This is a genomic window from Pediococcus sp. AC40, assembly GCF_030252485.1.
Classification (GTDB): Bacteria; Bacillota; Bacilli; order Lactobacillales; family Lactobacillaceae; genus Pediococcus; species Pediococcus acidilactici.
The window spans coordinates 1425841-1450848 of record NZ_CP127012.1 but is presented as its reverse complement, the minus strand read 5'-3'; the positions used below and the strand labels follow the sequence as shown (position 1 = coordinate 1450848).

Sequence of the window (25008 nt, the reverse complement as noted above, 5' to 3'; positions counted from 1 at the left end):
TGTAAAGAGGTGAAACTTTTATGAGCATTAAGGCTGAGGAAATCAGTGCTCTAATCAAACAGCAATTAGAAAACTACCAAGCCGAGCTTAACGTTGAAGAAACGGGTACAGTTACCTACGTTGGTGACGGGATTGCTCGCGCTCATGGCTTAGATAATGCTCTTTCTGGTGAACTTCTCGAATTCTCTAACGGTGTTTACGGAATGGTTCAAAACCTTGAATCAAACGACGTCGGGATTGTTATCATGGGTAACTATGATGAAATTCACGAAGGTGACACCGTTAAGAGAACTGGTCGGATCATGGAAGTTCCAGTAGGAGATGCCTTAATCGGTCGAGTTGTTAACCCATTAGGTGAACCGCTTGATGGTAAAGGCGCCATTAAAACTGACAAAACTCGTCCAGTTGAACATAAGGCTCCAGGGGTTATGCAACGGAAATCCGTTGATCAACCTCTCCAAACTGGTATTAAGGCGATTGACTCGTTAGTACCAATTGGCCGTGGTCAACGTGAGTTGATTATCGGGGACCGGAAAACTGGTAAAACTGCTTTAGCAATTGATACAATTTTGAACCAAAAGAACGAAGATATGATTTGTATCTATGTTGCGATCGGACAAAAGGAATCAACTGTTCGGACCCAAGTAGAAACGCTTCGGCGTTATGGCGCGATGGATTACACCATCGTGGTTAGTGCGGGTCCTTCAGAACCAGCTCCATTACTATACCTTGCACCATATGCGGGGGCAGCGATGGGTGAAGAGTTTATGTACAACGGCAAGCACGTTTTGATCGTTTATGATGATCTATCAAAACAAGCTGACGCTTATCGTGAGCTCTCCTTGATTCTTCGTCGGCCGCCTGGGCGTGAAGCTTACCCTGGGGATATTTTCTATACCCACTCACGTTTGCTAGAACGGGCAGCTAAGTTAAGCGATGACTTGGGCGGTGGTTCAATGACCGCCTTGCCATTTGTTGAAACCAAGGCTGGAGACGTTTCAGCTTACATTCCAACTAACGTAATTTCCATCACTGATGGACAAGTCTTCTTGGATAGCGACTACTTCCATTCCGGAGTTCGTCCAGCGATCGACGCTGGTACGTCAGTTTCCCGGGTTGGTGGGGATGCGCAAATCAAGGCGATGAAGAAAGTTTCTGGAACGTTGCGTCTAGACCTAGCTTCTTACCGTGAATTGGAATCATTTGCTCAATTTGGTTCTGATTTGGATAAGGCAACCCAAGCTAAATTAGCTCGGGGACGTCGGACGGTAGAAGTTTTGAAGCAACCGCTACACAAACCACTTCCTGTTGAAGACCAAGTGTTGATTCTTTACGCTTTGACACATGGTTTCTTGGATAAGGTTCCAGTAGATGATATTCAACGGTTCCAAGATGAACTCTTTGATTATGTTGCAAGCAACAACAAAGAGCTCACCGACGAAATCCGTGAAACAAAACAACTTCCGGACACGGAAAAAATGGATGCAGCCATCAAGGCTTTTGCAGAACATTTTCAACCAACCAAGGAAGCTAAATAAGGATATCAGCTAACGAGAGGAAAAGTGGTGAGAATTAATGGCAATATCTGAACAAGATGTTAAGCGGCGAATTGATTCGACTAAGAAAACTAGTCAGATTACGACTGCTATGCAAATGGTTTCAACGGCTAAGTTAAGCCAGATTCAGAAACATACAGTTGGATATCAAGTGTACGCGCAGAAAGTTGAGAGTATTGTTGCTCACCTGGCTAAATCGCATTTAATGAATGCGGGAGTGGCTGGCAAAGCTAGCTCTGATCAGGCTATATCAGCAGCTGATTTATTAGTTCAACGGCCAGTGAAAAAGACCGGATACTTAGTTATTACGTCTGATCGCGGGTTAGTGGGCTCATATAACAGTAGTGTGATTAAGCAAACTAACGATTTCATGAAAGAACACGGTCATGATGGCGGTGATGATGCCATAATTCTTGCGGTAGGTAGTACCGGGGCTGATTTTTACAAGAATCGCCCACAAAAGGTCGGCTACGAATACCGCGGGGTTAGCGACGTGCCTACTTTTAACGAAGTTCGGGAAATCGTCACTACCGTCACCAAGATGTACAAAGACGGTGAATTCGATGAATTATACGTTTGCTACAATCACTTTGTAAATCGACTTTCGAACAGCTTCCACGTTACTAAATTGTTGCCAATTGGCGGCGAAGAATTGGTAAACGATGGTAAGCACGAAACAATCACTGCTGAATATGAAACCGAACCATCTCCCGAAGTATTGTTGCAAGAAATCTTGCCACAGTATGCTGAGAGTTTGGTTTACGGTGCCATTTTAGATGCTAAGACGGCGGAACACGCCGCTAGTTCTTCAGCTATGCGCACCGCTTCTGATAATGCAAGTGATTTAATTGCAGATTTAGAGCTACAGTATAATCGCGCTAGACAAAGTGCTATTACGACTGAAATCACCGAAATTACCGGTGGTCAAGCCGCACTTGAATAAATTAACGAGAGGAATTAAACAATATGAGTACTGGTAAAGTTGTTCAAGTTATCGGACCAGTTATCGACGTTGAATTCCCCCTTGACGAAGAAATCCCAACAATCAATAATGCTTTGAAAATTAAAAAAGCAGACGGTACAATTTTAGTTTCTGAAGTAACGCTTGAGTTAGGTGATGGTGTCGTAAGAACCATCGCTATGGACGGAACGGAAGGGCTACAACGTGGCCTGGAAGTTGAAGATACTGGAGACTCAATTAAAGTACCAGTTGGTGATGAAACACTTGGTCGTGTTTTCAACGTCTTGGGTGAAACAATTGATGGTGGTAAAGAGCTAGGTCCAGATATAAAACGCGATCCAATTCATCGTGACCCACCAGAATACGACGAATTGAATCCAAGTACAGAAATTCTTGAAACAGGGATCAAAGTTATTGACTTACTTGCTCCATATATTCGGGGTGGTAAGATTGGTCTCTTCGGTGGTGCCGGAGTTGGTAAAACCGTTTTGATTCAGGAATTAATTCATAACATTGCACAAGAACATAATGGTATCTCAGTATTTACTGGGGTTGGAGAACGGACACGTGAAGGTAACGACTTGTACTTCGAAATGAAGGAATCGGGCGTTCTTGAACGTACGGCCATGGTGTATGGACAAATGAACGAGCCGCCTGGGGCTCGGATGCGGGTTGCTTTGACTGGTTTGACGATTGCGGAACACTTCCGTGATGTTGAAGGTCAAGACGTGTTGTTATTCATTGACAACATTTTCCGCTTTACCCAAGCTGGTTCAGAAGTTTCTGCCTTACTTGGTCGGATTCCTTCAGCCGTTGGTTACCAACCAACCTTGGCTACTGAAATGGGTCAATTGCAAGAACGGATCACTTCTACGAAGAAAGGTTCAGTTACTTCGATTCAAGCGGTTTACGTTCCTGCCGATGACTATACTGACCCTGCGCCAGCAACTACCTTCGCCCACTTGGATGCTACAACCAACTTGGAACGTAGCTTAACCCAACAAGGGATTTATCCTGCGGTGGATCCATTAGCTTCCACATCGACAGCTTTGGACCCAGAAATTGTTGGCGAAGAACATTACGAAGTTGCTAGTGAAGTACAACATGTTCTCCAACGTTACAAGGAATTGCAAGATATTATCTCAATCCTTGGGATGGATGAACTGTCTGACGAAGAAAAGACCGTAGTTGCACGGGCACGGCGGATTCAACTCTTCTTGTCACAAGACTTTAGTGTTGCGGCACAATTTACTGGTTTACCAGGACATTACGTCAAATTGGAAGACACCATCGCTGGCTTCAAGGGCATCCTTGAAGGTAAGTACGATGACCTTCCAGAAGAAGCATTCCGTTTGGTTGGTTCAATTGACGATGTGGTTGAAAAGGCTAAGAAATTAACTGCTACAGAAGATTAGGAGGGATCTAATTGGCTGAAAATTCAGTATTAACAGTTAGTATTGTTACTCCTGATGGTCAGATTTATAATGATGACCAAGTTACCATGCTGGTAGTCAATACCAGAGAAGGTGAATTGGGAATCTTACCTAATCACGTTCCAGTAATTGCAACTTTAGCGATTGACGAAGTGCGCATTAAGCATGACAAAGCTGAAGATGTAGTGGCGGTGAACGGTGGTTTTGTTGAGTTTTCAGATAACACGGCAACGATTGTTGCGGATACTGCTGAAAATCAAGCTGACATTGACGTAGCGCGAGCTGAAAGTGCTAAGAAACGTGCTGAGGCAACGATCCGTAAAGCACAACAAGCTCACGATAATAGCGAGCTTCGGCGTGCGCAAATTCATTTGCGGCGGGCGATTAACCGAATCAACGTTTCAAAACATTAAAGCTAGTTAATATTATTATTGATAACGTTCAGTTTATGAGGAATTTTTCCTCACAACTGAACGTTTTTTTTGGGAATGGGCCGGTAAATTTTCACAAATTGAGCAGAATTGCGGAGCGAATTAACCACTGTTTTTGTGAGTAAAAAGTTATTCTTAGCTTAATTTTCTGGTACAATACTATATGTATGAATTTTGGAGGGAAAGCGATTGGGAATTCAAGCCATAATTACGTTAATTAGTTATTTATTCTTTATTTTACTGGCTTTTTGGTGTATTCAAGCAATTCCGTTTCATAAGTTTATGGGCCGGTTTGAAAGTCAGGCAAAAATGTTAATTGTTTTGCTTTCAATTGCGTTAGGCTACACCGTTGCTAGTTTTTTCTTAGGTTTGATTACGGCAATTCAGAACTTAACTTTTTTAGTGCGTTAGAAGGTTAGCGATAATGAAGAGCTTCTTATTAATGCTGGTTCGCGGATATCAAAGGGTGATCTCACCTTTATTTCCCCCTTCGTGCCGTTACTATCCAACGTGTTCTAATTACATGGTGGGGGCGCTCAAGCGCTTTGGTGCGTTGCAGGGCACTTTAATGGGAATTGCCCGGATTCTGCGGTGTAATCCGTTCGTACGGGGTGGTTACGACCCCGTGCCTGATCAATTTTCTTTAAAAAGAAATTCAAAAAATAGTGCAGAAAGAAAATAGGAGTTAAAATGTCACGAAAAGAAAAAAAGTTTGCTATTGGAGTCAAAGAAACTAACAATAACGGTACTACGGTTAACGAAGTTTACGTTAACCAACGGATGATTGGACAAATATCTCAAGTAAATGATAAGAATTGGGTAGCTTCCAACCAAAGCGGAGAAATGCGAGTAAAATCAATTGATGAGGGGATTCAGTGGATTATCGCTGAATTTAATTTACATTCGCTATAGAAAGGAGCTACTTCGATGGAAAGAAATGATTCTCGAGTAGCGCGTAAAGACGACAGCTCTCGCATTGACTATGGAATTATCTTTCCGGTACTTATGTTGGCCATTATTGGGCTAGCATCGATCTATGTAGCTGCTACGCACGATACTAGTGCTACCAGCGTATTTCGCCAAGTGTTCTCCCAACTAATTTGGTACCTTTTGGGAGTCGGCATCGTGGTGGTACTTATGCAATTTGATGCAGACCAGCTTTGGTGGTTAGCACCAATTGCGTACGGAGCAGGGATCGTTTTGCTCATCCTGGTGCTCTTCTTGTACAGTCGCTCGTACGCCGCAAATACCGGAGCTAAGAGTTGGTTTGCCTTTGGGGGCTTTACCTTTCAGCCGTCCGAGGTAATGAAGCCTGCGTACATTTTGATGATGGCGCGGGTGATTACGGTTTATAACCACCGGGTAAAAAATCGTACAATTCAATCAGATTGGCGGTTAATTGGAACCATGGCCCTTTGGACTTTGCCGATTCCAATCCTGTTGTTGCTCCAGCATGACTTTGGAACCATGTTGGTGTTTATTGCAATCTTTATTGGGCTGGTAGTTGTTTCTGGGGTAACCTGGCGGATCTTAATCCCATCCTTCGTAGGAATGGTAGTTTTAGGTAGTACGACGCTTATGTTAGTGGCGCTTCCTTGGGGGCAAGCCCTATTGCAAAAGATCGGCTTTGAAAGTTACCAATTTGCTCGGGTAGATAACTGGTTGCATCCGTCTTCGGATACTACCAATTCCGGATATCAACTTTGGCAAAGCATGAAGGCGATTGGTTCGGGTCAATTATTTGGCAAGGGCTTCAACGTCTCTAACGTTAACGTGCCGGTCCGGGAATCCGATATGATTTTTTCCGTAATTGGCGAAAACTTTGGATTCATTGGAAGTATTGTTCTGATTGGTTTGTACTTTTTATTGATTTACAAAATTTTACAAGTAATTTTTGACACCAAAAACGAGTTTTACGCTTACGTAGCTACCGGAGTCATCATGATGATTTTATTCCACGTTTTTGAAAACATCGGAATGAATATCGGACTTTTGCCGTTGACCGGGATCCCACTACCATTTGTTAGTGCCGGTGGTTCCGCGTTAATTGGAAACATGATTGGAATTGGATTGATAATGTCGATGCGCTACCATTACTATTCGTATAGTAAGGCAAGCATCGAAGAAAACGCCGATTTTTAATTAAGCCATTGAAAGAATCCGCACCGGGGGAAGTGCTCGTACTGAGGTACTTCACCGGAAGGGTTCTTTTTTAGTGATTTAGTTGTTGACAAGGCTTGATATTGGAAGGTATACTTTAGCGTATTAACAAATTATTAAAAAAAGATGAGTAGATTACGGTTCTACGCTTAGAGAGTCCTTGGGTGGTGAAAAAGGAACGAGAACGTTATCGAAGATGGTCTTTGGTTATTTTCAGCGATTTGTGAGCCCGGTGCTAGCAAATCATGGGAGCGCCCAATATAGCGCACGGGTTGATGGACCCGCAGAGTCTGCCCTTCGTGAGGAGGGTGGAAAAACAAGGTGGTAACGCGATAAACTTTCGTCCTTGAGAATGGTGCTTAGTCATTATTCTCGGACGGAAGTTTTTTTGTTTGAAGGAGGAACTGAAATGATTGAATTTAAGAACGTGTCCAAAACTTTCTCGACCAAGACGGGGCCAGTAACCGCAATTGAGGATGTTAATTTAGCGATTCCAAATGGTCAAATTTTTGGCATCATTGGTTATTCCGGTGCGGGAAAAACAACTTTGATCCGGATGTTAAACGGACTAGAAAAGCCGACCACGGGTGAAGTTAAAATCAATGATGTGGTCATTAATCAACTAACGGGCGCGGCACTAGCGCAACAGCGGCATAAAATTGGGATGATTTTCCAGCATTTTAACCTATTATGGTCCCGAACGGTAAAGGCTAACATCATGTTTCCGCTAGAAATTGCGGGAGTTAGTCGCCCGCAACGGGAGCAAAAAGTACGTGAACTAATCGAACTAGTGGGGCTTACTGGAAAGGAAGATCGTTACCCTAGTGAGCTGTCTGGCGGACAAAAACAACGGGTGGGCATCGCCCGTGCGTTGGCGAACGACCCGGAAATTCTTTTATCAGACGAGGCAACTAGTGCATTAGACCCCGAAACTACGGATGAAGTTTTAGATTTGTTATTAGAAATTAAGCGTAAGCGAAAAATTACAATTGTCTTGATTACTCATGAAATGCACGTAATCCGTAAAATTTGTGACCAAGTGGCGGTTCTCGACGGCGGAAAAATCATTGAAGATGGAGCGGTATTAGACGTTTTTAAACACCCACAGCAAGCATTAACCAAACGATTTATTACCGCAGAAACCGATCCAACTCCGCAAGATACCGAAATAATTTTGGATGAATTAGTTGACCAGAATCCAAACGGACGGGTGGTGCGGTTAACTTTCCACGGTGATCAAGCTAAATTGCCAATCGTTTCTGAAATGGTTCATGAATTTCCAGAGGTGGCGCTAAACATCATCGCGGGAAATATCAAGCAGACTCAGGAAGGTTCAATTGGAAGCTTGTACGTGCAATTAACCGGGCCCCAAAGTCAGTTGGATGGCGCGGTAAGTTTTCTACGTAAGTTAAGGGTGGAAACGGAGGTAGTTAGTGATGAACAGTAGTATCTTAGACTTTAGTACCGTAGATTGGAATGAAATGGGTCAAGCAACTTGGGAAACGATTTGGGTAACGCTGGTGGCGGTCATTTTTACTGCTGTCTTGGGACTACTAATCGGCCTACTGCTTTTTGAAACCCGAAATAGTAAAAATTGGGGGATTCGCCTAATCAATTGGCTGGTATCCTTCTTGGTAAACGTATTTCGCTCGATTCCATATATTATTTTGATTGTAATTTTAATCCCGGTAACTAACGTGTTGGTGCATACCATTGTGGGGCCAACCGCGGCGTTGCCATCGCTGATTTTAGCCGCGGCACCATTTTTTGGGCGATTGGTGGAAATTGCATTTCGAGAAATTGATTCCGGAGTTTTGGAAGCCGCTGCCGCCATGGGTGCCAAAAAATCGACCATCATTTTCAAAGTATTGCTTCCGGAAAGCATGCCTGCGCTAGTTTCCGGCTTGACGGTTACCGCCATTTCGTTAGTGGGGTACACCGCTATGGCGGGGGCAATCGGGGCCGGCGGTCTGGGTGCGTTGGCTTACAATAATGGTTTTTTGCAATATAACGGAGCCATTATCTTAGTTGCCACCGTTTTGATCGTACTTTTTGTTTTTGCATTACAGTGGACTGGCGATTGGTTAGTTAAGAAAATCGATAAGCGGTTAGTTTAGGAGTGGTTAAATGAAAAGAAATAAATTAATTTTTTTAGTTAGTGGCTTAGCAATCATCTTGCTTTTAGCAGGATGTGGAAAAAAATCCGCGAATACTCAAAAAATCACGATTGGTGCTTCAGCGGTTCCCCACACGGAAATTCTAAAACATATCCAACCCGCATTAAAAAAAGAGGGTGTCGAATTAGATATCAAAACTTTTCAGGATTACGTTTTACCTAATAAAGCCCTCGCGAGCGGCAACATTGATGCCAACTATTTTCAACATGGCCCCTTTTTAAAAGAATGGAATGAAAAGAATCACGGGCACTTGGTGAGCGCTGGGGCGGTCCACTTGGAGCCGATTGCGGTTTATTCTAAAAAATATAATTCTTTAAAGGAATTGCCTAAGCATGCTAAAATTTTGGTTAGCAATAACGTTTCGGATTATGGCCGGGTGCTACAAATTTTTCGGGATGCCGGATTAATTACCTTAAAGAAGGGTACCGACCTAACTAAGGCAAAATTTAGTGACATCGCAAAGAATCCTAAGCAATTGCAATTTAAGACGGGTTACGAACCAAAAATTATGCCCCAGCTGCTTAAAAATAAACAGGGCAGTGCGGAAGTAATTAATTCTAATTATGCGGTGCAAGCGCATTTAAATCCACAAAAGGACGCGATTGCAACGGAAAACTCCGCCTCTCCTTATAGTAATATTGTTGCTATTCGACCGGATGAAAAAAATCGGTCAGCCATTAAAAAACTCATGAAGGAATTAAAGTCCAAGTCAACTCAGAAATGGATTAAAAAACATTTCAAGGGTGCGGTTGCTCCTGTTGAATAGGAGAACTTTTCCATTGCTATGACTAAATCCTAGCAAGAAGAGTGGGACAAAACTAAAAAATGCTTTTCAAAGATGAAAGGGTCTTTAAAAAGTGGTTTTAGTTTTTTGACTTTAATAGAGCCAAAACGTGTGCCAAAAGTCAGTTGGTTCCGCTTAACCAAAAATTGACCATTATGCTTGAATTTTGCCTAATGTACTAGGCCCTGTCAAGTTGACAGATGAAATAATATAAAATTAGGCGGCTTACTAAACGGCTTCATTCCAGTATTCATCTGGAGTGAGGCCGTTTCTTTTTGTTGATCGATCATAATGATTAAAATATTCAATTCCACTTTCAACTAACTTAATCAGCTCTTGATAAGTTTTAGGTGTTTCATGCCGTTCCATCCAACGTAGTTTAAATTCATTCCACCATCGCTCCATCGGAGCATTATCATACGGAGTTCCAGGACGTGACATACTTCGTTTAATGTTGAATTGATTAAGAAAATTGTTAAATGTTCCGGAGGTGTAGGCTGATCCACGGTCAGTATGAATTAACGGTTGAACACAACTTACCATTGAAAACGCCTGCTTAAATAGTTGTACCTGTGATTTGCTAGTTTCTGTTTCGCTTAAGGTATATGTAAGTAACTTTCGACCGTATAAATCTAGTACGCCACTAAGGCGTACCTTATATTCACTGTTTACTCCATAAGATAATTCAGTTGAATCTGCTAACCAAACTTCGTTTGGCTTGTTTACTTCAAAATTTTGATTTAATAAATTGTCTTGGATATATTGTTCGTTTTGTTTGTTTCGATTATGTTTCTTCGGTCGAATCTGACATCTAATACGCAATTTACGCATTACACGACGGACCATTTTAGTGGTCACAGGGAAATCAATCAGCTTATCTTTTTCTAAATTAACTAATATATTTCCAGCGCCAATACCTTGATGATGAAAATCAAACCAATATTGTACACGGTTATTTAATTGTTGATCTTGCCGTTCCCAATCCGTTTCTTTGCGTTTTAGAAATTTATAATAAGCCTGTCGGCTTAAACCTGCATTCCTCAAAAGAAGCGATACTGCTCCAAAGTGATATTGACTGATTTCTTTAATTGCTTGATAAATCAACCGATGTTGCTTTTTCACCCCCTGCGCTGAAGTTCCATGTATTTTTTTACGAATTCTTCAAGTATTTTTTTCTCAGCTAATTGTGCCTTGAGTTGCCGATTTTCGCGCTTTAATTTATCTGTTTCGGTTAATTCTGTAGTTGGTTTACGATGCCCACGATTATCTGCGAGGCTTTCATAACCACCAGTTTGAGCTTTGATAACCCATGAGCGAACTTGTTGGTATGATACCTTAAAGTGCTCAGCTGCTTCGGCATACGAATGTTTACCTTTGGTAATCCACTCGACAATTTCTATTCGCTCTTCAAAAGTTGTCTTACGACTCATAACGGGGACCTTCTTCCTAAACGGCGTAGCCGTTAAAGTTTTATCCTCATTATACTTGTTAATCCAGTCAATTAGTTGCTTACATGAACGTAATCCAAATTTACTCATTAATTCACTAAGGGTACCTTCACCATTCAAATATGCCATAACCGCTGTGTACTTAAAGTCAGTGGAATATTTATTATTTTTTTTAACTTCCATCAGACCTTTAATACCAAAGGTTTCGTAGCGTATTAACCAATCCTTAAAAGTGCTTCTTCGAAGACCATGATATTTAGCAAATGCTCTTTGACTAATATTCGATTGGTTAAATTCATTTATAAAATTTAATTTTTCTAATGCTGTGTACTTAGATCTAGACATTCAAAAATCCCTCCATGATTATCAGATGAATTATGTTATTTCATCTGACAACCATAAAGGGATTATCACATAATGGTCAATTTTCGGTTAATGCTCACAAACTACCCGACTTTGGTCCCACTCTTTTTTATGGAAAAAGGACCAACTCGTAAGGGAATTAATTGTTTAGACGATGGGCGGCAATTGACTTTTAGGCTGAGAACCCATATAGTTAGTTACGTGAGTAATTAGGTTAGTAAATAATATAATTTGAAGGTGGATTTTATGCATTTTAACTTTAATAGCAGCGAACCAATCTATCTCCAAGTCGCCCAACAAATCGAAGATGCAATTTTCACGGGCGGTTTTAAAGAAGGAGAACAAATCCCCTCAACAACGGAAATTTCTAAGGAGTTTCACATCAATCCGGCAACGGTTTTAAAAGGAATGAACCAGTTGGTAGCGCGGAACCTCTTAGAAAAACATCGGGGAGTCGGCATGTTTGTGGTTCCCGGGGCGAGTAAACAAATTACTTTAGACCGGCAACAGAATTTTTACCAAAAGTACGTGGTGGGCGTCGTTAAGGAAGCGATTCGCTTAAACATCACCGAAACAGAGTTAAAAAAATTAATTGAACAGGGGTATCAATCGTTATGAAAGGTATCGAAGTAAGGCAAGTAACGAAAACTTTTGACCACCACTTAGTTTTAAATGGAATTGGATTAACTCTAGAACCGAACAAGATATACGGTTTACTAGGGCGAAACGGGGCTGGAAAAAGTACGCTTTTGAATTTGCTGGTTAACCGAATTAGGCCCGATGAAGGCGAAATTAAGCTGGATAACGAATTGATTGGTGATAATGATCGGCAACTTGGAAAGCTATTCTTAATGAGCGAAGTGGACCTTTATCCCAAAAATATTCGGGTTAAGGACATTTTTAAATGGTCTGCCAATTTTTACGGTAGCTTTGATAGTGAGTTGGCACATTCGTTGAGTAAACAATTCGGTTTAAAAGAGTCCATGCTTTTTCACCATCTCTCTACGGGATACCGAACAATTACTAAGTTAATTGTGGCGTTATCTGTCCCGGCTGAGTATGTTTTTTTAGATGAACCAGTTTTAGGTTTGGATGCTAACCACCGGGAACTTTTTTACAATGCATTAGTAGAAAGTTACGCGGAAAAGCCCCGAACTTTTGTGATTGCTACTCATTTAATTGAAGAATTTGCCAAATTAATTGAGCACGTAATGGTTATGGACCAGGGGCGGATCGTGGTTGACGACGAAACGGAAACGGTCTTGGCGAACGCATACACCATCAGCGGGCCTGTTCAAGCAGTTGATCAGTACACCGCGGGGTTAAACGTCATTGGCAGTGATCGACTAGCACGGATTAAGGCTAATTACGTGTATGGGCCGCTAAATGATCGACCGATTCCAGATGAGATCAATATCGATCCAATGGATTTACAGACGCTTTTTATTAATTTAACAAATGGGGGAGAAACTCATGAATAAAATTGCGGCGGTGGTTAAATATGATTTAAGCAATTATTTACGCCTCGTGCTAATCGCGTACGCGTGGATTATCGGGTTAATGCTGGGGGTGCCAACCATTATTCACGTAATTGGCAAAGGCTTTACGGGAACTGCCGAGACAATTGGGGCACAATTAACGACGCTATCGTTTGGCGCAATTTTCGTTAACCTCGTGCTGATATTTTATTGTGGTTTCCTAACTTACGAACGATTTGCATTTTTAATCCAAAATGGGGTCTCTCGGCGAACGGGGTGGATTGCTAAATTAATTTCGCTCTTAGTTTTAGCTGGGGTAGCCATTATTTATGGCTTATTAGCTAACATGCTTTCCTTAATGGGTGACCAGAGCAAGAATGTTTCCTTTTACTGGTCACTTTACGGACATTTTTATAAGAATGGCGTCCTCAACATCCTTTCAATGATTCTAACTAACTTAATTTTTCTGCTCCTAGTGGCAGCGGGTGGAATGATGTTAGGGGCACTCTTTGCACTGCTTAACCGGCGGCAGCAGCGGGCAATCCTAGTGGGGATTCCGCTAGTGCTGATTGTTATTTTCACGATTATTGGACGAATGGTTAGTGAAAAAGTAATTACGTGGGAAAGAATTGATAATTTCATTAGATTTGTTATGGGTGATACAGGGCCAATGGGGCATCTTAACCCGGTAGTTCCTTCCATAATTATGTTAGTATTAATGTTAGCATGTTTAGCAATTTCGCGATGGTTAAACGTGCGCTTAAGACTGAAACGAGGAGAATAGCCGTTTAATGAATGATTTTACAAGTATTAAAGCACTAAAGAAACGTACTTTGGATACGTATCAAGGAAATTGGATGGCGGCCATTAAAGCCAATATCTTACCAATTATAAGTGCCGCGTTTACTAGTTTTATGATTATGACTTTTATTGGGATTGCCGTAGTAGTATTTACCCAAACTGACCCAGCGGCGTTGCGTCAGGCTACAAATTATGATCAAGCAGCGAGTGTTAATTCTGCATATTCCGGAACGGGGATGGCGCGTGATTTTCTATCAATGGCAATCGCGACCTTCTTTATGGTAGGAATTCAATACGGTACTTTAGATTGGTTGCGCAATCGGACCCGGATTCCTTCGTGGGGAGCGCCATTTCAAACGTTTACTCGGAAATACTTTACGTCCACGTTGGCCATCTTTTTATTTGAGTTTATTTTCTTAACGCTGTGGTCCTTTTTGTTCGTAATTCCCGCGATTATTAAGTTTTACTCTTATTCGCAGTCGTATTTGCTGTACAAGGACGCACAAGAACGGCAATTGACGGACCAATTTGAATTTGTCACCTTTATTACGTTTAGTCGTCGCTTGATGAACGGCTACAAAGCTCGCTTCTTACTGCTTCAATTATCGTTGTTGGGCTGGTTTATCCTAAGCGTATTAACCTTTGGAATTGGCTTCCTATGGTACATTCCGTACCGTAACGGAGTGTACACCGCCTTTTACGAAGATTTAGTTGAAAAACGGGGTAAGCAAGTGGTGCCAGAAATTTTTGCATAAAGATAAGATAAAACTTGCTATCTAAAAATATTAAAAATTCCTTCTAAGAATGGGAGCGCCTCAAGGGTTCTAATCGTAGAAGGAATTTTTTGGTTTGTTAAGTGTGGTTGCTTGTTGCGGAGTTGAAATGAACTGTGCAACCTAGCTTCTTCCGGTTAACTAAATTAAAGGACTAACCACGAATTTCGTGGTTAGTCCTTTTAGTATTCTCTGCAATATGGTTGAAATGAACTCCAGCCACCAATCTTTTCCGTTTAGCCCCAATCATTCGATTAATCGCTACTTTTGGCGATTGATCGAATGATTAAGCTAATCCTCGAAGATTACCCGGTGGCTTCCGTTCTCTTTATTTAATCCTCGAATTTCTCGCCCCGTATGCCAAGTATACTACCAAGCCAATTGCAAACCAGATCAACGAGTACAACTTAGCTTGGTAATCTAGTCCCCAGAACACTGCCAACGTTCCTAAAAAGGCTAACGCAGGTAAAACTGGGTAAAATGGCATCTTGAAGCTTGGCACCGCGATATCCTTTCCTTCACGCGGACGAAGGGCGTAAATTCCTAACGTAACAAACATGAAGGCAATTAACGTCCCTGCTGAAATTAATTGTGCCAAAAAGGCAAACGGGAACAGCGACCCAATAATAATTCCGGTGACGGTTAAAAATAGCAACGCTTGGTTAGGCAATTGATGACGATTTAATTTACCAAGCCACTTAGGCAGCATGCCGTCCCGGCCAAATGAATACAGCAACCGGGAACCAGCCATCATCATTCCAATCAGGGCGGTAAACATTCCGATTACCGCGATTGCTTGTACTAAGCTAGCTACTGCAGGATGTCCGGCAGTGCGTAATGCCCAGCCGACCGGTTCCGCATTATTTGCGTAATTAGAGTAATGAAACATCCCGACTAGCACAAGGGCAACCGCCACAAAAAGGGTTACCGCAATTGCTAGGGATCCCAAAATCCCACGCGGCATCGTTTTTTGGGGATCCTTAGCTTCACCAGCGTTGGCAGCGATTGAATCAAAACCAATGTAGGATAAGAAAATCATCGAAACTCCAGCGTAAATTCCGCTCCAGCCGCCAAAATGACTACCGTCGGGTAACACGCGCGGATGTGGAATAAAGGGAACGTAATTAGATAAATGAACCGAAGTAACGCCTACGATGATAAATAAAATAATGGCCAAAACCTTTAATACCACGAGGGCGTTTTCGATCCGTGCGGCCTCAGAAGTTCCACAGGCCAGTAGAATGGCAACCAGTAGGATGACAATCAAGGCGACAATGTCAATGATGCCGCCGTTGGTTCCTAGGGGATTGGCTAGGGCAGCCGGCAGTTTTAAGCCTACCGTAGAAATTAACCCCCGGAAATTAGCCGAAAGCCCGGAAGCTACAAAGGCTACTGCGATGAAATACTCGGCTAGAAGAGCCCAGCCAGCAATCCAACCAAAGCCTTCCCCAAAAATTACGTTGATCCAGGAATATGCCGAACCGGCGAACGGCATTGCCGAAGCCATTTCAGCGTAAGCAAAGGCTACTAAACCAGCAACTACCGCTGCAGCTAGAAATGATAGAACTACCGCCGGACCAGCGTGTTCCGCAGCCACCACTCCAGGTAGTGTAAAAATAGTGGTCGAAACAATGGTTCCCACCCCTAAAGATAGAAAATCTTTGACAGTCAACGTGCGCACCAGGTTGGCGTCCTTATCTTCGTATTGGGAAGGATCCTCTTTATGAATAAACTTTTTAATGAATGAACTCATCAGCTTTCCCCCTCGTAAAAGTATCTGATTTAAATATCATACCATAAATTATCATCATTTTTTAATCTGATGTTAATTTAAGGAAAGTTTTTGTAGGAAATCGTAACGGCAAGTTTCTTCGTGTAGGTTATGGAAAGTGTTAGAATCAAAGTAGTAAAAAGAAGAGGAGTACGAAAAAATGGATGCAATCGAAACGACCCGCCAGAAGCTAAGACAATTACGCGTTAGGCTGCAACAGGGCAAAATTTTTGCCTCTTTAGGTCGTTCGGTAGGGGCAATTATTGACGCTGCTAACGAGAATCAAGCGGTTAAACCAGTGGCATTGCCTGATGATCAGGACGGCATTGAAGAGTTGCTCCAGCGAATTCGGGCAGCCTTGGGGAAGGGAAAACTAGAAGAGCTTAGTGACGCTGATTTAGACTTAATGTTGCAACATTTGGGATCGCCCAACCCAATTATTCGGGATAAGGGGGTTTTTTACCTTTTTAACGATCTTATTCAAAACCAAGTTTTAACTAAGGCGCAGATGGTGCGGACGTTTGATCGACTAACTAGCGACCAAGTGTTATTTGCACACATCAATGAAAAAGAAAATGACGCATCCTTTTTGCGTTCCTTTGCAGTGATGATGCTGGCATCGTTAATTTATATTGACCGAGCCGGGGCAGCGTTTATCGACCATGCGCGAAAAAATAAGCTAGTCGAGCAACTAGCCATATATATAATGTTGGAAAATGATACTAGGGGATTTGTGGCTAACCAAGGATGGGTTCACGCATATACCCACATTGGCAACGTTTTGGATGAGCTAGCTAGTGATGAAGAACTGTTACGCGCTGATAAAATTTTATTAATGGCAACGGTCATTGAAAAATTCCGCCGACTCACCACCCCTTTAATATACGGTGAACCAACGCGTTTAGCGGTTTATTTTGCTGATCAATTATTGGAAGATGACGTCTACCAGCAGTTTTTATTAATCGAACTTCGCGAATGGCGTCGCGCCCTGGCATCAACCCAAGTCCGGGAAACCCAAGCAATGTGGAATGCGATTTTTAACCGGCAGCGATTACTACAAGCCATGATGCTAAACTCCAACATGGCTAAGGCAGTGGTGGAATATTTAGAAGATTCGAATGATTTTACAATTTAAGCGTGATATTTTTAATTTTCATCTCATTCTTGAAGTTGTTTTGTGGTATACTTGAGTTTCAAAAAACGTTTGATAATTGGCGGAGCAAACTGAAGTTTGTAATTATCTTACACATGAGGTGAAAAAAATGAAAATTGCAGTGCTTGCTGGTGGAAAGAGTACGGAACGAAACGTTTCACTTTCCTCTGGTTCAAAAATCACCGATGCTTTGCGTGCTAAAGGCCATGAAGCAACGATGATCGACCTATTCTTGGGATATGATCTACAAGAAGGGCAGACTGTTGAAGATGTTTTTGAGACTAGTAATACGGATTCGGACTACGAAATTCAGACGGACGTTTTAACGGATGCTGATATCGAAAAACTTCGGACGGATGGCACGGTTGGATTATTTGGGAAAAATGTTTTGGAAATCCTCCGGGCTGCCGACTTTGTTTTTCTCGCATTACACGGTGGTGATGGCGAAAATGGTAAGGTACAAGCTGTTTTAGACCTGAACGATATTAAGTATACGGGAAGCGGAACTTTAGCATCGGGAATTGCAATGGATAAGGCGATTTCAAAGGAAATTATGCTTTATAACGATATTAAGACGGCACGCTTTGTGGTTCTCCATGAAGAAGACGGAATTCATCCTCAGTTAGATTTTGGTTTTCCAGTAGTGGTTAAACCTAATAGCGGGGGATCTAGTGTAGGAACGATGATTGTTCACGACGAAGAAGAATTGGCTGATTCGTTACGTGATGCTTACCGATTTGACGATGAAATCATTGTGGAAGAGTTCATTACTGGCCGGGAATTTTCGCTTGGGGTAGTTAATGAACAAGCCATGCCCGCAATTGAAATTGTGGTTAACGATGGTTGGTATGACTACGAGCATAAGTTTAAGACTGGTACAACGACCCAATTTATCACGCCACCGGATATCGATGAAGAAGTCCATGACGAAATGAAGCGGGTTGCGGTAAAAACCATGAAGGTACTGGGAATGACTAACTATGGCCGGGTGGATTTCTTGGTTAATGACCAGGGAGTTTACGTAATTGAAGCAAACAACTTACCGGGCATGACGCCGCTATCACTATTGCCACAAGAGGCAGAAGCAGCGGGAATCAGTTATGAGGACCTCTGTGAAAGCATCATTCTAGGCAAGCAAAAACTTTATCAAGAAGCAGAAAAATAAATAAAGAAACCTCCCTTAGAGTAACTACATCTAAAGGAGGTTTTTTATGCGAGAAAGTTGTCAATGGGCCACGGTTAGCCCAGTGTTAAAAAAGTATCATGATCAAGTTTGGGGAAGGCCCGTGTTTACTGACCAAGCGCTATTTGAAAGTTTAACTCGTCAGGTTTTTCAATCCGGGCTCAAAATGCAAATGGTGTTAGCTAAACTTCCTGAGATGGCGCCTGTAATGGACGACTGGCAAATTGAGGCGGTCAGCCGGTATTCAGAAGCTAAGGTCCAACAGCTTTTACAAGACCCACTGATGATTAAAAATGAACGTAAGGTTCGCTCAGTAATCCATAATGCGCGGATAATCCAGCAAATGGCCCAGCATAAGCAATCCTTCAGCGACTGGTTATGGTCACAAGTGGGTTTCGTTCCCCTAGACTTACAGCAACGGACTAATACAAAGGTGCTGGTTCAGCATCCGGTTGCTAAACGAGTTTGCCAGGAAATGAAGGCGCAGGGGTTTGAATTTGTTGGTCCCCGAAACGTCAGCTTTTTTCTACAAGATGCAGGATTACTTAACGGGCACTGGGTCAACTGCGAGTATTATCAAAAGTGGAATTAGGTAATTAATTCTTAAGTTGGAAAATTAAAAAGAGAGTGGGACAAAAGTTGGTAGTTTGCGAGCATTAACTGAAAATTGACCATGATGCCTAAATTTGGCATCATGGTCAATTTTTGATTAAGCGGAACAAACTGACTTTTGGCTCTATTGAAGTCAAATCACCAAAACAACTTTTCGAGGACCTTTGCATCCTTGAAAAGTTGTTTAATTTTTTCCAGCCGCTTTAATTTATCAATTTGATGAGTTTCCAGCGTTAGTTGCGTAAAAAGCTCGACTTTTAGTTACTCTATACTAACAATTTAGTTGTTTTCTAGACTAGTACGAACAACTAACACGTCGCAAGTTGCTGTCCGGGTGACGTATTCGGTTACTGAACCGATTAATAAGCGTTCAACAGCATTCAAACCGGTCGCACCGATCATGATTAAGTCCGTGTGCAATTCTTTGGGGACGTCCTGAGAAATCACTGCTTTTGGCGTACCGTATTCGATTGAATAGGCGATGTTTTCTAAACCATCGTTTTTAGCTTCCTCAACGTAACGGTCTAACGTCTTTTTGGCAGTTTCCGTAACTTGTTCCACCATTGCGTTGTCAAAGTTAGAAATATTTTGAAAGGCACGGGTATCAATTACGTGAAGGAGATGCAATTCAGCTCCATCATTACGTTTAGCTACCGCGACCGCCTTGCGAAAGGCTAATTCTGCTTCCTTAGAACCATCTACTGGCACGAGAATATGCTTGTATTGTTGAGCCATAACATAACCACCCCTATCTATTTACACTAATTGTACGTTAAAAATTAGAAAATAAAAAGGAATTTGCTATAAAAATTTTAATAAAAATAGCAGCGTGCCCGTGGTTGACACAATTCCAAGTACCAACCCAGCCACAATTAGGGGAGTACTGCTACTAATTCCCGCAATTAAAGTCAGCATGCTAACGATCATAAGTAAAATACCGATAATTCGTAGACTACTGCTTAAAAGCGAATTAGAAGTTGGTTTAAATAACATAAAATCTCGGTGCTGATGGCGATATAAATAATTGCCGATGTAAAAAATAATAAGTGAAAAAATAACCATTAAGCCTGGAATTAACATAAAATAACCTACTTTCATGATATAAAAAAAGCCCCACCTAACGTGGGGGAAGAACTAACGACACCGTTCAGATTGGCCAGGATCTAACCCAAAAGGCAAGGTGGGTACCCATACCTACGCTGCACGTTTCTCGCTTACGAGCCTACAATTCACGTACGATCCGGGTTCCCGGTTAGATGTTTGTTGGAAGAATATGAAACCAATTCTCTCGCATGCCTCGGTTTCTTCACATTCATAGTACTATAATTTTTACCTAAAAGACAATATTAAAGTCCTGATTTTTGTGATTTTTTCAGGTTTTGGTACTGTTCGTAAATTTTAGATTCAAAAGGACTATTTCCCTTAGCCTCAAGGTAGGTAGCATTCTTTAATTGATCAGGCAAATATTGCTGGGGAACCCAGTCGTTTTGATAATTATGCGGGTAAAGATAGTCAGTTCCCCGACCCAATGCTTTTGCTCCTTGGTAGTGGGCATCACGCAGGTGATCAGGGACTTCACCGATTTTGCCATCGCGAATGTCACCGAGTGCGTTATCAATTGCCGTAATTGCAGCATTTGATTTGGGAGAAACACATAATTCAATTACGGCGTTAGCAAGGGGAATCCGGGCTTCGGGTAAGCCAATGTGTTCGGCCGCGGTAACCGCAGCGACCGTTCGTTGACATACGGGAGGATTTGCAAGACCTATGTCTTCATAAGCGATTACAAGCAGACGGCGAATTACGCTCTTTAAGTCACCGCTTTCTAATAAACGGGCCATGTAATGCAGCGCGGCATCCGTATCGCTGCCCCGAATTGATTTTTGAAACGCTGAAATCACGTCGTAATGGGCGTCTCCGTCCTTATCCTGGGTGAGTGCCCGTTTTTGGAGACATTCCTGAAGAATTTCCAAAGTGAGGTGGATTTTATCGTCGTCACTTGGTGAGGTGGAACGAGCGGCCAATTCTACCGCGTTTAAGGCGCTGCGGAGATCGCCCCCGGTTGCTTCGCTAACAAATTGCAACGCGTTTTCATCCATTTGGAGGGGAAGGTCACCCAACCCACGTTGAGAATCCTGGAGTGCCATTTCAACAGCTTCCTTAATGTCAGCAGGAGTAAGGGGCTTAACCTCAAAAATTTGAGTACGACTACGAATCGCCGGGTTGATATTAATGTATGGATTTTCCGTAGTGGCCCCAATTAAAATAATCTGCCCGCTTTCCAAGTGGGGAAGCAAAAAGTCCTGCTTAGTCTTGTCTAGTCGATGAATTTCATCGAGCAAGAGGACGACCGTCCCGCTCATTTTAGCTTCTTCGGCAACAATCTGGAGTTGTTTTTTAGAATCCGTAGCTGCATTTAACATGCGAAACGCGTATTTGGTTGAACCAGCAATCGCACTAGCGATACTAGTCTTTCCGGTTCCAGGGGGACCGTATAAAATCATGGAAGATAACCGTTTGGCCTTGACCATTCGGCTAATGATTTTTCCCGGGCCAACTAAGTGCTTTTGCCCAACCACTTCTTCAAGGGTTCGGGGACGCATCCGATATGCTAATGGTTGCATTTTTCCTCCTCAAAATAAATGAAAGTAAATAAAAAAAACGGCCGTAGCCGTTTTCCTATTATAGCTTGTTGTAGTATTCAACGATAAGTGAGTCGTCGATTTCTGCTTCAAGCTCGTCACGTTCTGGAAGGCGAACAAGTGAACCTTCAAGCTTGTCAGCATCGAATTGAACGAATTGAGGACGTCCAACGACTGCTTCAACAGCTTCGTTAATGATCTTAAGATCTTTTGATTTTTCACGAACGCCGATTACTTGACCAATTTCAACTTCATATGATGGAATATCAACGCGCTTGCCATCCACAGTGATGTGGCCGTGGTTTACTAATTGACGAGCTTGACGACGAGTAGTTGCCAAACCTAAACGGTAAACCATGTTGTCCAAACGACGTTCAAGTAAGATCATGAAGTTAGTACCTGGAACACCTTCGCGCATCTTGCTAGCACGATCAAAAAGGTTTGCGAATTGACGTTCAGTTAAACCGTACATCATCCGTAACTTTTGCTTTTCGCGAAGTTGCATACCGTATTCAGAAATCTTACGACGGTTGTTTTGACCGTGGTCACCAGGTGCGTAAGGACGGCGAGCCAATTCCTTACCAGTACCTGACAATGAAATACCAAGACGACGAGAAACTTTCCAACTTGGACCTGTATATCTAGACATTAAAAAATCCTCCAATAAATTATTTTTGTTGGAGTAAAATAAACAAATGTGGGTTTAGTATTCGTGCAGATTGCTCTGTAATTTTCACCTTTGCAGCCGCTAAGGGTACTAATTAACCATTTAAAAAGGCAACAATCTGTTGACGAGCTTACCGCCCACCGCTGCATTATTTTACACTTTAGCTAGTTTAACGCACGCAAAACGGACTTGTCAATGTGTTTCATTAAAGTAGCAACAAAATCATTAAGAACCTGTTCATCCGTTGCGCTGAACCGGTTTAAACTAGGCGAATCAATATCTAAAACGCCTATTGGTTGCTTTTCTACCATTAAAGGAATTACAATTTCAGAGTTAGATGCACTATCGCAAGCAATGTGGCCTGGAAATTCGTGAACGTTAGCAACGCGCAAAGTACTTTGCTGTTTTAGAGCGGTGCCACAAACGCCGCGGCCGTTTTGAATATGCATGCAGGCAACTTTGCCTTGGAAGGGACCTAAGATGAGTTCGTCAGCATTAGCATCGTATAGGTAGAAACCTGCCCAGTTGAGGTCGCTAATTTCGCTATACAACAACGCCGCTGCGTTAGCTAGGTTAGCAATCGGGTGTGGTTCGTCAGTTAAAAGGGCGTCAATTTGGTCAATGATAATTGGAGCAATTGTCTTGGACATGGTGGTCACTTCCTAATTTTAAGTAGTTTAATTAAAATCACTGCTTTAACAGTAGATAGGGTATGCTATAATTTATAATGGATTAAATTCTAAATTGAAGAATCTTAAAAAGCAAGTTTTTCATAAAGGAATTGAGTGAAGCAAGAAGGATGGGATTTTAGATATGATCATAGTATTGATTTCAGTCATCGTGGTAGCGATTTTAGTTTACCTCGGGATTGTTGCATATCAACGTTATTTACTAAAACAGGTCGATGAACTGTTAAACCGCAAGGCGGATATTAGCGAATCACCGATCCGCCAGAAGTTAATGGAAGTATCTTCAATGAACTTAACCGGATCGTCTGCGGTCGGCTTAGATAACATCCGCAATGACTACCAAGAAATCATTGATCACCGCTTGCCCGAAGTTGAAGATATCGCTAACCATTCACGTCAAAATATTAATGATATGAAGATATTTGAGGCGCGTAAAGATATTACGACGGTTAGTGAGACTCTCGATGCGATTGAAGAAGAAACCAAGCGTTTGAATGACCAATTGGATAATATCCAACGAATTGATCAAGAACAACGTGATGCGGTTAAGGTCCTCCGGATGAAGTACCAAGAGATTGGCAAGCAACTGCTTGACCAAAACCTATCTCTGGGACCAAGCATTGATTTGCTTGAAGAAAAGTTATCCCGGTTAAACGACGATTTCGATACGTTTAACCAGACCGTGGATGCTGGGGATCACGAAAAAGCCGAAGGTCAACTTAAGAAATTAAAGGCAAGCACTTCTGAAATTGAAGCAGAAATTAAGGCAATTCCTTCGTTATACGATGAATTAACCAACTTATTTCCTTCACAAATCGAAGAAGTTCGCGATGGCTATGATCAGTTAATTAATCATAACTACGCTTTTGAAAATGACACGGTTAAGGATGAAATCAAGGCAATTAAAGCCAAGATTAATGACAATTTAGAAACCCTTAGCAATTTACGGCTGGATGCTGTGCGAGCTAATAACAAGGCGATTGAAATTCGAATTGATGAATTATATGACATTTTACAAACCGAAATTGACGCTCGTAAATCTGTAGAGCACAACTTCAACGTAATTACTCGATTCCTTGATCATGCTGAAAAACAAAATAAAGTGCTCCTCTCTGAAATTGCTCGGCTAGACCAAAGCTACGTTTTAAACGATGATCAGCTAAACCTTGGTCAAGTTCTAGAGGGTCAATTAAACGACATTCGCAATGAACACGACCGGGACACGGAACGCATTACTAACCAACCGGTGGTTTATTCCGAAATCGTAGAACGGCTAAAGGAAGAAAATGAACAGCTAACTGAAATTGAAGACCGGCAGGCAGCCTTGAATAGTGAATTACAGGAAATGGTCGATAGTGAAAAGGACGCACGGACGCGTTTGCAACAATACGACAATGAAATTCATAACATTAAACGGCACGTCGAAACGCTCAACTTACCTGGTATTCCAGAAGGCTACATGGATTACTTCTTTGTGGTTAGCGACGAAATCGAAAAAGTTGGCAGTGATATGAATCAAGTCCGGATCAATATGGGGATGATTAACCGCGAATTAGACATGGTTAGCACCGACATCCAAACCTTGATTAAGAAGACTTCTGATTTAACCGATGATGCTGCAATTAGTGAGGCGGCCATCCAATACGCTAACCGTTACCGGCATACTGATGAAGAGGTTGCGGCAGCCAGTCAACAAGCGCAAAAGCTTTTTGATAAAGACCACCGTTACAACGAAAGCCTTTCAGTAATTTCGAAGGCGTTGGACAAGGTTGAACCGGGAGCAATCGAGAACATTACGGAAAACTACTACCAACAAAAGAAAACGGAATATTAATCTAGAAATATTAGGTTAACTGATATAGGGATCAAGGTTCCACAATTAAAAAGCGGCAACGGAGGCTGGGAAATTTTTTCTCGGCCTCTGTT

General features: G+C 42.1%; 27 protein-coding genes and 1 other RNA gene. 19 read left to right on the top strand and 9 right to left on the bottom strand.

Features of this window, described 5'->3' with window-relative positions; genetic code table 11:
* Window positions 1-20: 20 nt before the first annotated feature.
* The 11 genes from atpA (at window position 21) to NL111_RS07085 (ending at window position 9484) form a co-directional block, all read left to right on the top strand.
* A complete protein-coding gene (atpA, locus tag NL111_RS07135) occupies window positions 21-1538 on the top strand; it encodes a F0F1 ATP synthase subunit alpha (protein ID WP_002832140.1) in 1518 nt (505 codons plus the stop codon).
* A 37-nt stretch (window positions 1539-1575) separates the two neighbouring features.
* Window positions 1576-2499 (top strand): F0F1 ATP synthase subunit gamma, encoded by a 924-nt coding sequence (locus NL111_RS07130; protein WP_002832139.1) that lies wholly within the window; start codon window positions 1576-1578, stop codon window positions 2497-2499.
* Between the two features lie 23 nt (window positions 2500-2522).
* Window positions 2523-3932 (top strand): F0F1 ATP synthase subunit beta, encoded by a 1410-nt coding sequence (atpD, locus tag NL111_RS07125; protein ID WP_002832138.1) that lies wholly within the window; start codon window positions 2523-2525, stop codon window positions 3930-3932.
* Window positions 3933-3943: 11 nt separating this feature from the next.
* Window positions 3944-4363, top strand: a complete 420-nt coding sequence (locus NL111_RS07120) for a F0F1 ATP synthase subunit epsilon (protein WP_002832137.1) — start codon at window positions 3944-3946, stop codon at window positions 4361-4363.
* Window positions 4364-4570: 207 nt separating this feature from the next.
* Window positions 4571-4792, top strand: coding sequence for a DUF1146 family protein (locus NL111_RS07115; RefSeq protein WP_002832135.1), 222 nt, complete (start codon window positions 4571-4573; stop codon window positions 4790-4792).
* A gap of 13 nt (window positions 4793-4805) precedes the next feature.
* On the top strand, window positions 4806-5063 hold the full coding sequence (yidD, locus tag NL111_RS07110; RefSeq protein WP_002832133.1) for a membrane protein insertion efficiency factor YidD: 258 nt from the start codon (window positions 4806-4808) through the stop codon (window positions 5061-5063).
* An 8-nt stretch (window positions 5064-5071) separates the two neighbouring features.
* On the top strand, window positions 5072-5293 hold the full coding sequence (locus tag NL111_RS07105) for a DUF2969 domain-containing protein (RefSeq protein WP_285110088.1): 222 nt from the start codon (window positions 5072-5074) through the stop codon (window positions 5291-5293).
* A 15-nt stretch (window positions 5294-5308) separates the two neighbouring features.
* On the top strand, window positions 5309-6523 hold the full coding sequence (locus tag NL111_RS07100; RefSeq protein ID WP_002832129.1) for an FtsW/RodA/SpoVE family cell cycle protein: 1215 nt from the start codon (window positions 5309-5311) through the stop codon (window positions 6521-6523).
* Between the two features lie 427 nt (window positions 6524-6950).
* Window positions 6951-7988 (top strand): methionine ABC transporter ATP-binding protein, encoded by a 1038-nt coding sequence (locus NL111_RS07095; protein WP_004165454.1) that lies wholly within the window; start codon window positions 6951-6953, stop codon window positions 7986-7988.
* On the top strand, window positions 7978-8658 hold the full coding sequence (locus tag NL111_RS07090; protein WP_002832125.1) for a methionine ABC transporter permease: 681 nt from the start codon (window positions 7978-7980) through the stop codon (window positions 8656-8658). Before NL111_RS07095 ends, NL111_RS07090 begins: the two co-directional genes overlap by 11 nt.
* Window positions 8659-8668: 10 nt before the next feature.
* On the top strand, window positions 8669-9484 hold the full coding sequence (locus NL111_RS07085; RefSeq protein ID WP_285110087.1) for a MetQ/NlpA family ABC transporter substrate-binding protein: 816 nt from the start codon (window positions 8669-8671) through the stop codon (window positions 9482-9484).
* Between the two features lie 246 nt (window positions 9485-9730).
* Here NL111_RS07085 and NL111_RS07080 read toward each other — a convergent pair whose 3' ends face one another.
* Window positions 9731-10624: an IS3 family transposase gene (locus NL111_RS07080; RefSeq protein ID WP_128688300.1), complete on the bottom strand. Its 894-nt coding sequence runs from the start codon at window positions 10622-10624 to the stop codon at window positions 9731-9733.
* Complete coding sequence (locus tag NL111_RS07075; RefSeq protein WP_004165838.1) at window positions 10621-11295, bottom strand: helix-turn-helix domain-containing protein; 675 nt, start codon at window positions 11293-11295, stop codon at window positions 10621-10623. The genes NL111_RS07080 and NL111_RS07075 overlap by 4 nt, the downstream gene beginning before the upstream one ends.
* 264 nt (window positions 11296-11559) lie before the next feature.
* On the opposite strand from NL111_RS07075, the gene NL111_RS07070 reads away from it, so the two are divergent.
* From NL111_RS07070 to NL111_RS07055, 4 genes are read left to right on the top strand one after another with little or no spacing between them, the layout of a single operon-like run.
* Entirely contained in the window at window positions 11560-11931 is a 372-nt protein-coding gene (locus tag NL111_RS07070) for a GntR family transcriptional regulator (protein ID WP_002832123.1), read from the top strand.
* Window positions 11928-12794 carry an ATP-binding cassette domain-containing protein gene (locus NL111_RS07065; protein ID WP_002832122.1) on the top strand — a complete coding sequence of 289 codons (867 nt, stop codon included), beginning with the start codon at window positions 11928-11930 and terminating at the stop codon, window positions 12792-12794. Before NL111_RS07070 ends, NL111_RS07065 begins: the two co-directional genes overlap by 4 nt.
* Window positions 12787-13575: an ABC transporter gene (locus tag NL111_RS07060; RefSeq protein ID WP_002832121.1), complete on the top strand. Its 789-nt coding sequence runs from the start codon at window positions 12787-12789 to the stop codon at window positions 13573-13575. The genes NL111_RS07065 and NL111_RS07060 overlap by 8 nt, the downstream gene beginning before the upstream one ends.
* 7 nt (window positions 13576-13582) lie before the next feature.
* Window positions 13583-14347, top strand: coding sequence for a DUF975 family protein (locus NL111_RS07055; RefSeq protein ID WP_004165452.1), 765 nt, complete (start codon window positions 13583-13585; stop codon window positions 14345-14347).
* A gap of 346 nt (window positions 14348-14693) precedes the next feature.
* Here NL111_RS07055 and NL111_RS07050 read toward each other — a convergent pair whose 3' ends face one another.
* Entirely contained in the window at window positions 14694-16118 is a 1425-nt protein-coding gene (locus NL111_RS07050) for an APC family permease (protein ID WP_002832119.1), read from the bottom strand.
* A 178-nt stretch (window positions 16119-16296) separates the two neighbouring features.
* Between NL111_RS07050 and NL111_RS07045 the strand changes: the two genes are divergently transcribed.
* From NL111_RS07045 to NL111_RS07035, 3 genes are all read left to right on the top strand, one after another.
* Window positions 16297-17271, top strand: coding sequence for a DUF2785 domain-containing protein (locus tag NL111_RS07045; RefSeq protein WP_285110086.1), 975 nt, complete (start codon window positions 16297-16299; stop codon window positions 17269-17271).
* Between the two features lie 127 nt (window positions 17272-17398).
* On the top strand, window positions 17399-18454 hold the full coding sequence (locus NL111_RS07040; protein ID WP_002832116.1) for a D-alanine--D-alanine ligase family protein: 1056 nt from the start codon (window positions 17399-17401) through the stop codon (window positions 18452-18454).
* A gap of 46 nt (window positions 18455-18500) precedes the next feature.
* Window positions 18501-19064 carry a DNA-3-methyladenine glycosylase I gene (locus tag NL111_RS07035; RefSeq protein ID WP_285110085.1) on the top strand — a complete coding sequence of 188 codons (564 nt, stop codon included), beginning with the start codon at window positions 18501-18503 and terminating at the stop codon, window positions 19062-19064.
* A 299-nt stretch (window positions 19065-19363) separates the two neighbouring features.
* On the opposite strand, the gene NL111_RS07030 is transcribed toward NL111_RS07035, so the two are convergent.
* The 6 genes from NL111_RS07030 to msrC form a co-directional block, all read right to left on the bottom strand.
* On the bottom strand, window positions 19364-19819 hold the full coding sequence (locus tag NL111_RS07030; protein WP_004165450.1) for a universal stress protein: 456 nt from the start codon (window positions 19817-19819) through the stop codon (window positions 19364-19366).
* A 66-nt stretch (window positions 19820-19885) separates the two neighbouring features.
* A complete protein-coding gene (locus tag NL111_RS07025; RefSeq protein ID WP_226884809.1) occupies window positions 19886-20077 on the bottom strand; it encodes a hypothetical protein in 192 nt (63 codons plus the stop codon).
* A 134-nt stretch (window positions 20078-20211) separates the two neighbouring features.
* Window positions 20212-20391, bottom strand: a non-coding RNA gene (ssrS, locus tag NL111_RS07020) — 6S RNA.
* 39 nt (window positions 20392-20430) lie between these two features.
* Window positions 20431-21708: a replication-associated recombination protein A gene (locus NL111_RS07015; protein ID WP_004165449.1), complete on the bottom strand. Its 1278-nt coding sequence runs from the start codon at window positions 21706-21708 to the stop codon at window positions 20431-20433.
* 58 nt (window positions 21709-21766) lie between these two features.
* Entirely contained in the window at window positions 21767-22375 is a 609-nt protein-coding gene (gene rpsD, locus NL111_RS07010) for a 30S ribosomal protein S4 (protein ID WP_002832106.1), read from the bottom strand.
* A 182-nt stretch (window positions 22376-22557) separates the two neighbouring features.
* The gene (msrC, locus tag NL111_RS07005; protein ID WP_024863027.1) at window positions 22558-23043 is read right to left on the bottom strand and encodes a free L-methionine (R)-S-oxide reductase MsrC; all 486 of its coding nucleotides are present in this window, start codon (window positions 23041-23043) and stop codon (window positions 22558-22560) included.
* 163 nt (window positions 23044-23206) lie between these two features.
* Between msrC and ezrA the strand changes: the two genes are divergently transcribed.
* Entirely contained in the window at window positions 23207-24916 is a 1710-nt protein-coding gene (gene ezrA / locus NL111_RS07000; protein WP_002832104.1) for a septation ring formation regulator EzrA, read from the top strand.
* The last annotated feature ends 92 nt before the right edge of the window (window positions 24917-25008 follow it).

Bases quoted from the DNA above. Each gene is read 5' to 3' on its own strand.
- msrC (WP_024863027.1), bottom strand. From the start codon at position 23,043: ATGTCCAAGACAATTGCTCCAATTATCATTGACCAAATTGACGCCCTT.
- NL111_RS07050 (WP_002832119.1), bottom strand. From the start codon at position 16,118: ATGAGTTCATTCATTAAAAAGTTTATTCATAAAGAGGATCCTTCCCAA.
- NL111_RS07075 (WP_004165838.1), bottom strand. From the start codon at position 11,295: ATGTCTAGATCTAAGTACACAGCATTAGAAAAATTAAATTTTATAAAT.
- NL111_RS07085 (WP_285110087.1), top strand. From the start codon at position 8,669: ATGAAAAGAAATAAATTAATTTTTTTAGTTAGTGGCTTAGCAATCATC.
- NL111_RS07015 (WP_004165449.1), bottom strand. From the start codon at position 21,708: ATGCAACCATTAGCATATCGGATGCGTCCCCGAACCCTTGAAGAAGTG.
- rpsD (WP_002832106.1), bottom strand. From the start codon at position 22,375: ATGTCTAGATATACAGGTCCAAGTTGGAAAGTTTCTCGTCGTCTTGGT.
- NL111_RS07100 (WP_002832129.1), top strand. From the start codon at position 5,309: ATGGAAAGAAATGATTCTCGAGTAGCGCGTAAAGACGACAGCTCTCGC.
- NL111_RS07030 (WP_004165450.1), bottom strand. From the start codon at position 19,819: ATGGCTCAACAATACAAGCATATTCTCGTGCCAGTAGATGGTTCTAAG.
- atpD (WP_002832138.1), top strand. From the start codon at position 2,523: ATGAGTACTGGTAAAGTTGTTCAAGTTATCGGACCAGTTATCGACGTT.
- NL111_RS07130 (WP_002832139.1), top strand. From the start codon at position 1,576: ATGGCAATATCTGAACAAGATGTTAAGCGGCGAATTGATTCGACTAAG.
- NL111_RS07060 (WP_002832121.1), top strand. From the start codon at position 12,787: ATGAATAAAATTGCGGCGGTGGTTAAATATGATTTAAGCAATTATTTA.
- atpA (WP_002832140.1), top strand. From the start codon at position 21: ATGAGCATTAAGGCTGAGGAAATCAGTGCTCTAATCAAACAGCAATTA.
- NL111_RS07095 (WP_004165454.1), top strand. From the start codon at position 6,951: ATGATTGAATTTAAGAACGTGTCCAAAACTTTCTCGACCAAGACGGGG.
- NL111_RS07055 (WP_004165452.1), top strand. From the start codon at position 13,583: ATGAATGATTTTACAAGTATTAAAGCACTAAAGAAACGTACTTTGGAT.
- NL111_RS07045 (WP_285110086.1), top strand. From the start codon at position 16,297: ATGGATGCAATCGAAACGACCCGCCAGAAGCTAAGACAATTACGCGTT.
- NL111_RS07105 (WP_285110088.1), top strand. From the start codon at position 5,072: ATGTCACGAAAAGAAAAAAAGTTTGCTATTGGAGTCAAAGAAACTAAC.
- NL111_RS07025 (WP_226884809.1), bottom strand. From the start codon at position 20,077: ATGTTATTTAAACCAACTTCTAATTCGCTTTTAAGCAGTAGTCTACGA.
- NL111_RS07070 (WP_002832123.1), top strand. From the start codon at position 11,560: ATGCATTTTAACTTTAATAGCAGCGAACCAATCTATCTCCAAGTCGCC.
- NL111_RS07035 (WP_285110085.1), top strand. From the start codon at position 18,501: ATGCGAGAAAGTTGTCAATGGGCCACGGTTAGCCCAGTGTTAAAAAAG.
- ezrA (WP_002832104.1), top strand. From the start codon at position 23,207: ATGATCATAGTATTGATTTCAGTCATCGTGGTAGCGATTTTAGTTTAC.
- yidD (WP_002832133.1), top strand. From the start codon at position 4,806: ATGAAGAGCTTCTTATTAATGCTGGTTCGCGGATATCAAAGGGTGATC.
- NL111_RS07065 (WP_002832122.1), top strand. From the start codon at position 11,928: ATGAAAGGTATCGAAGTAAGGCAAGTAACGAAAACTTTTGACCACCAC.
- NL111_RS07090 (WP_002832125.1), top strand. From the start codon at position 7,978: ATGAACAGTAGTATCTTAGACTTTAGTACCGTAGATTGGAATGAAATG.
- NL111_RS07040 (WP_002832116.1), top strand. From the start codon at position 17,399: ATGAAAATTGCAGTGCTTGCTGGTGGAAAGAGTACGGAACGAAACGTT.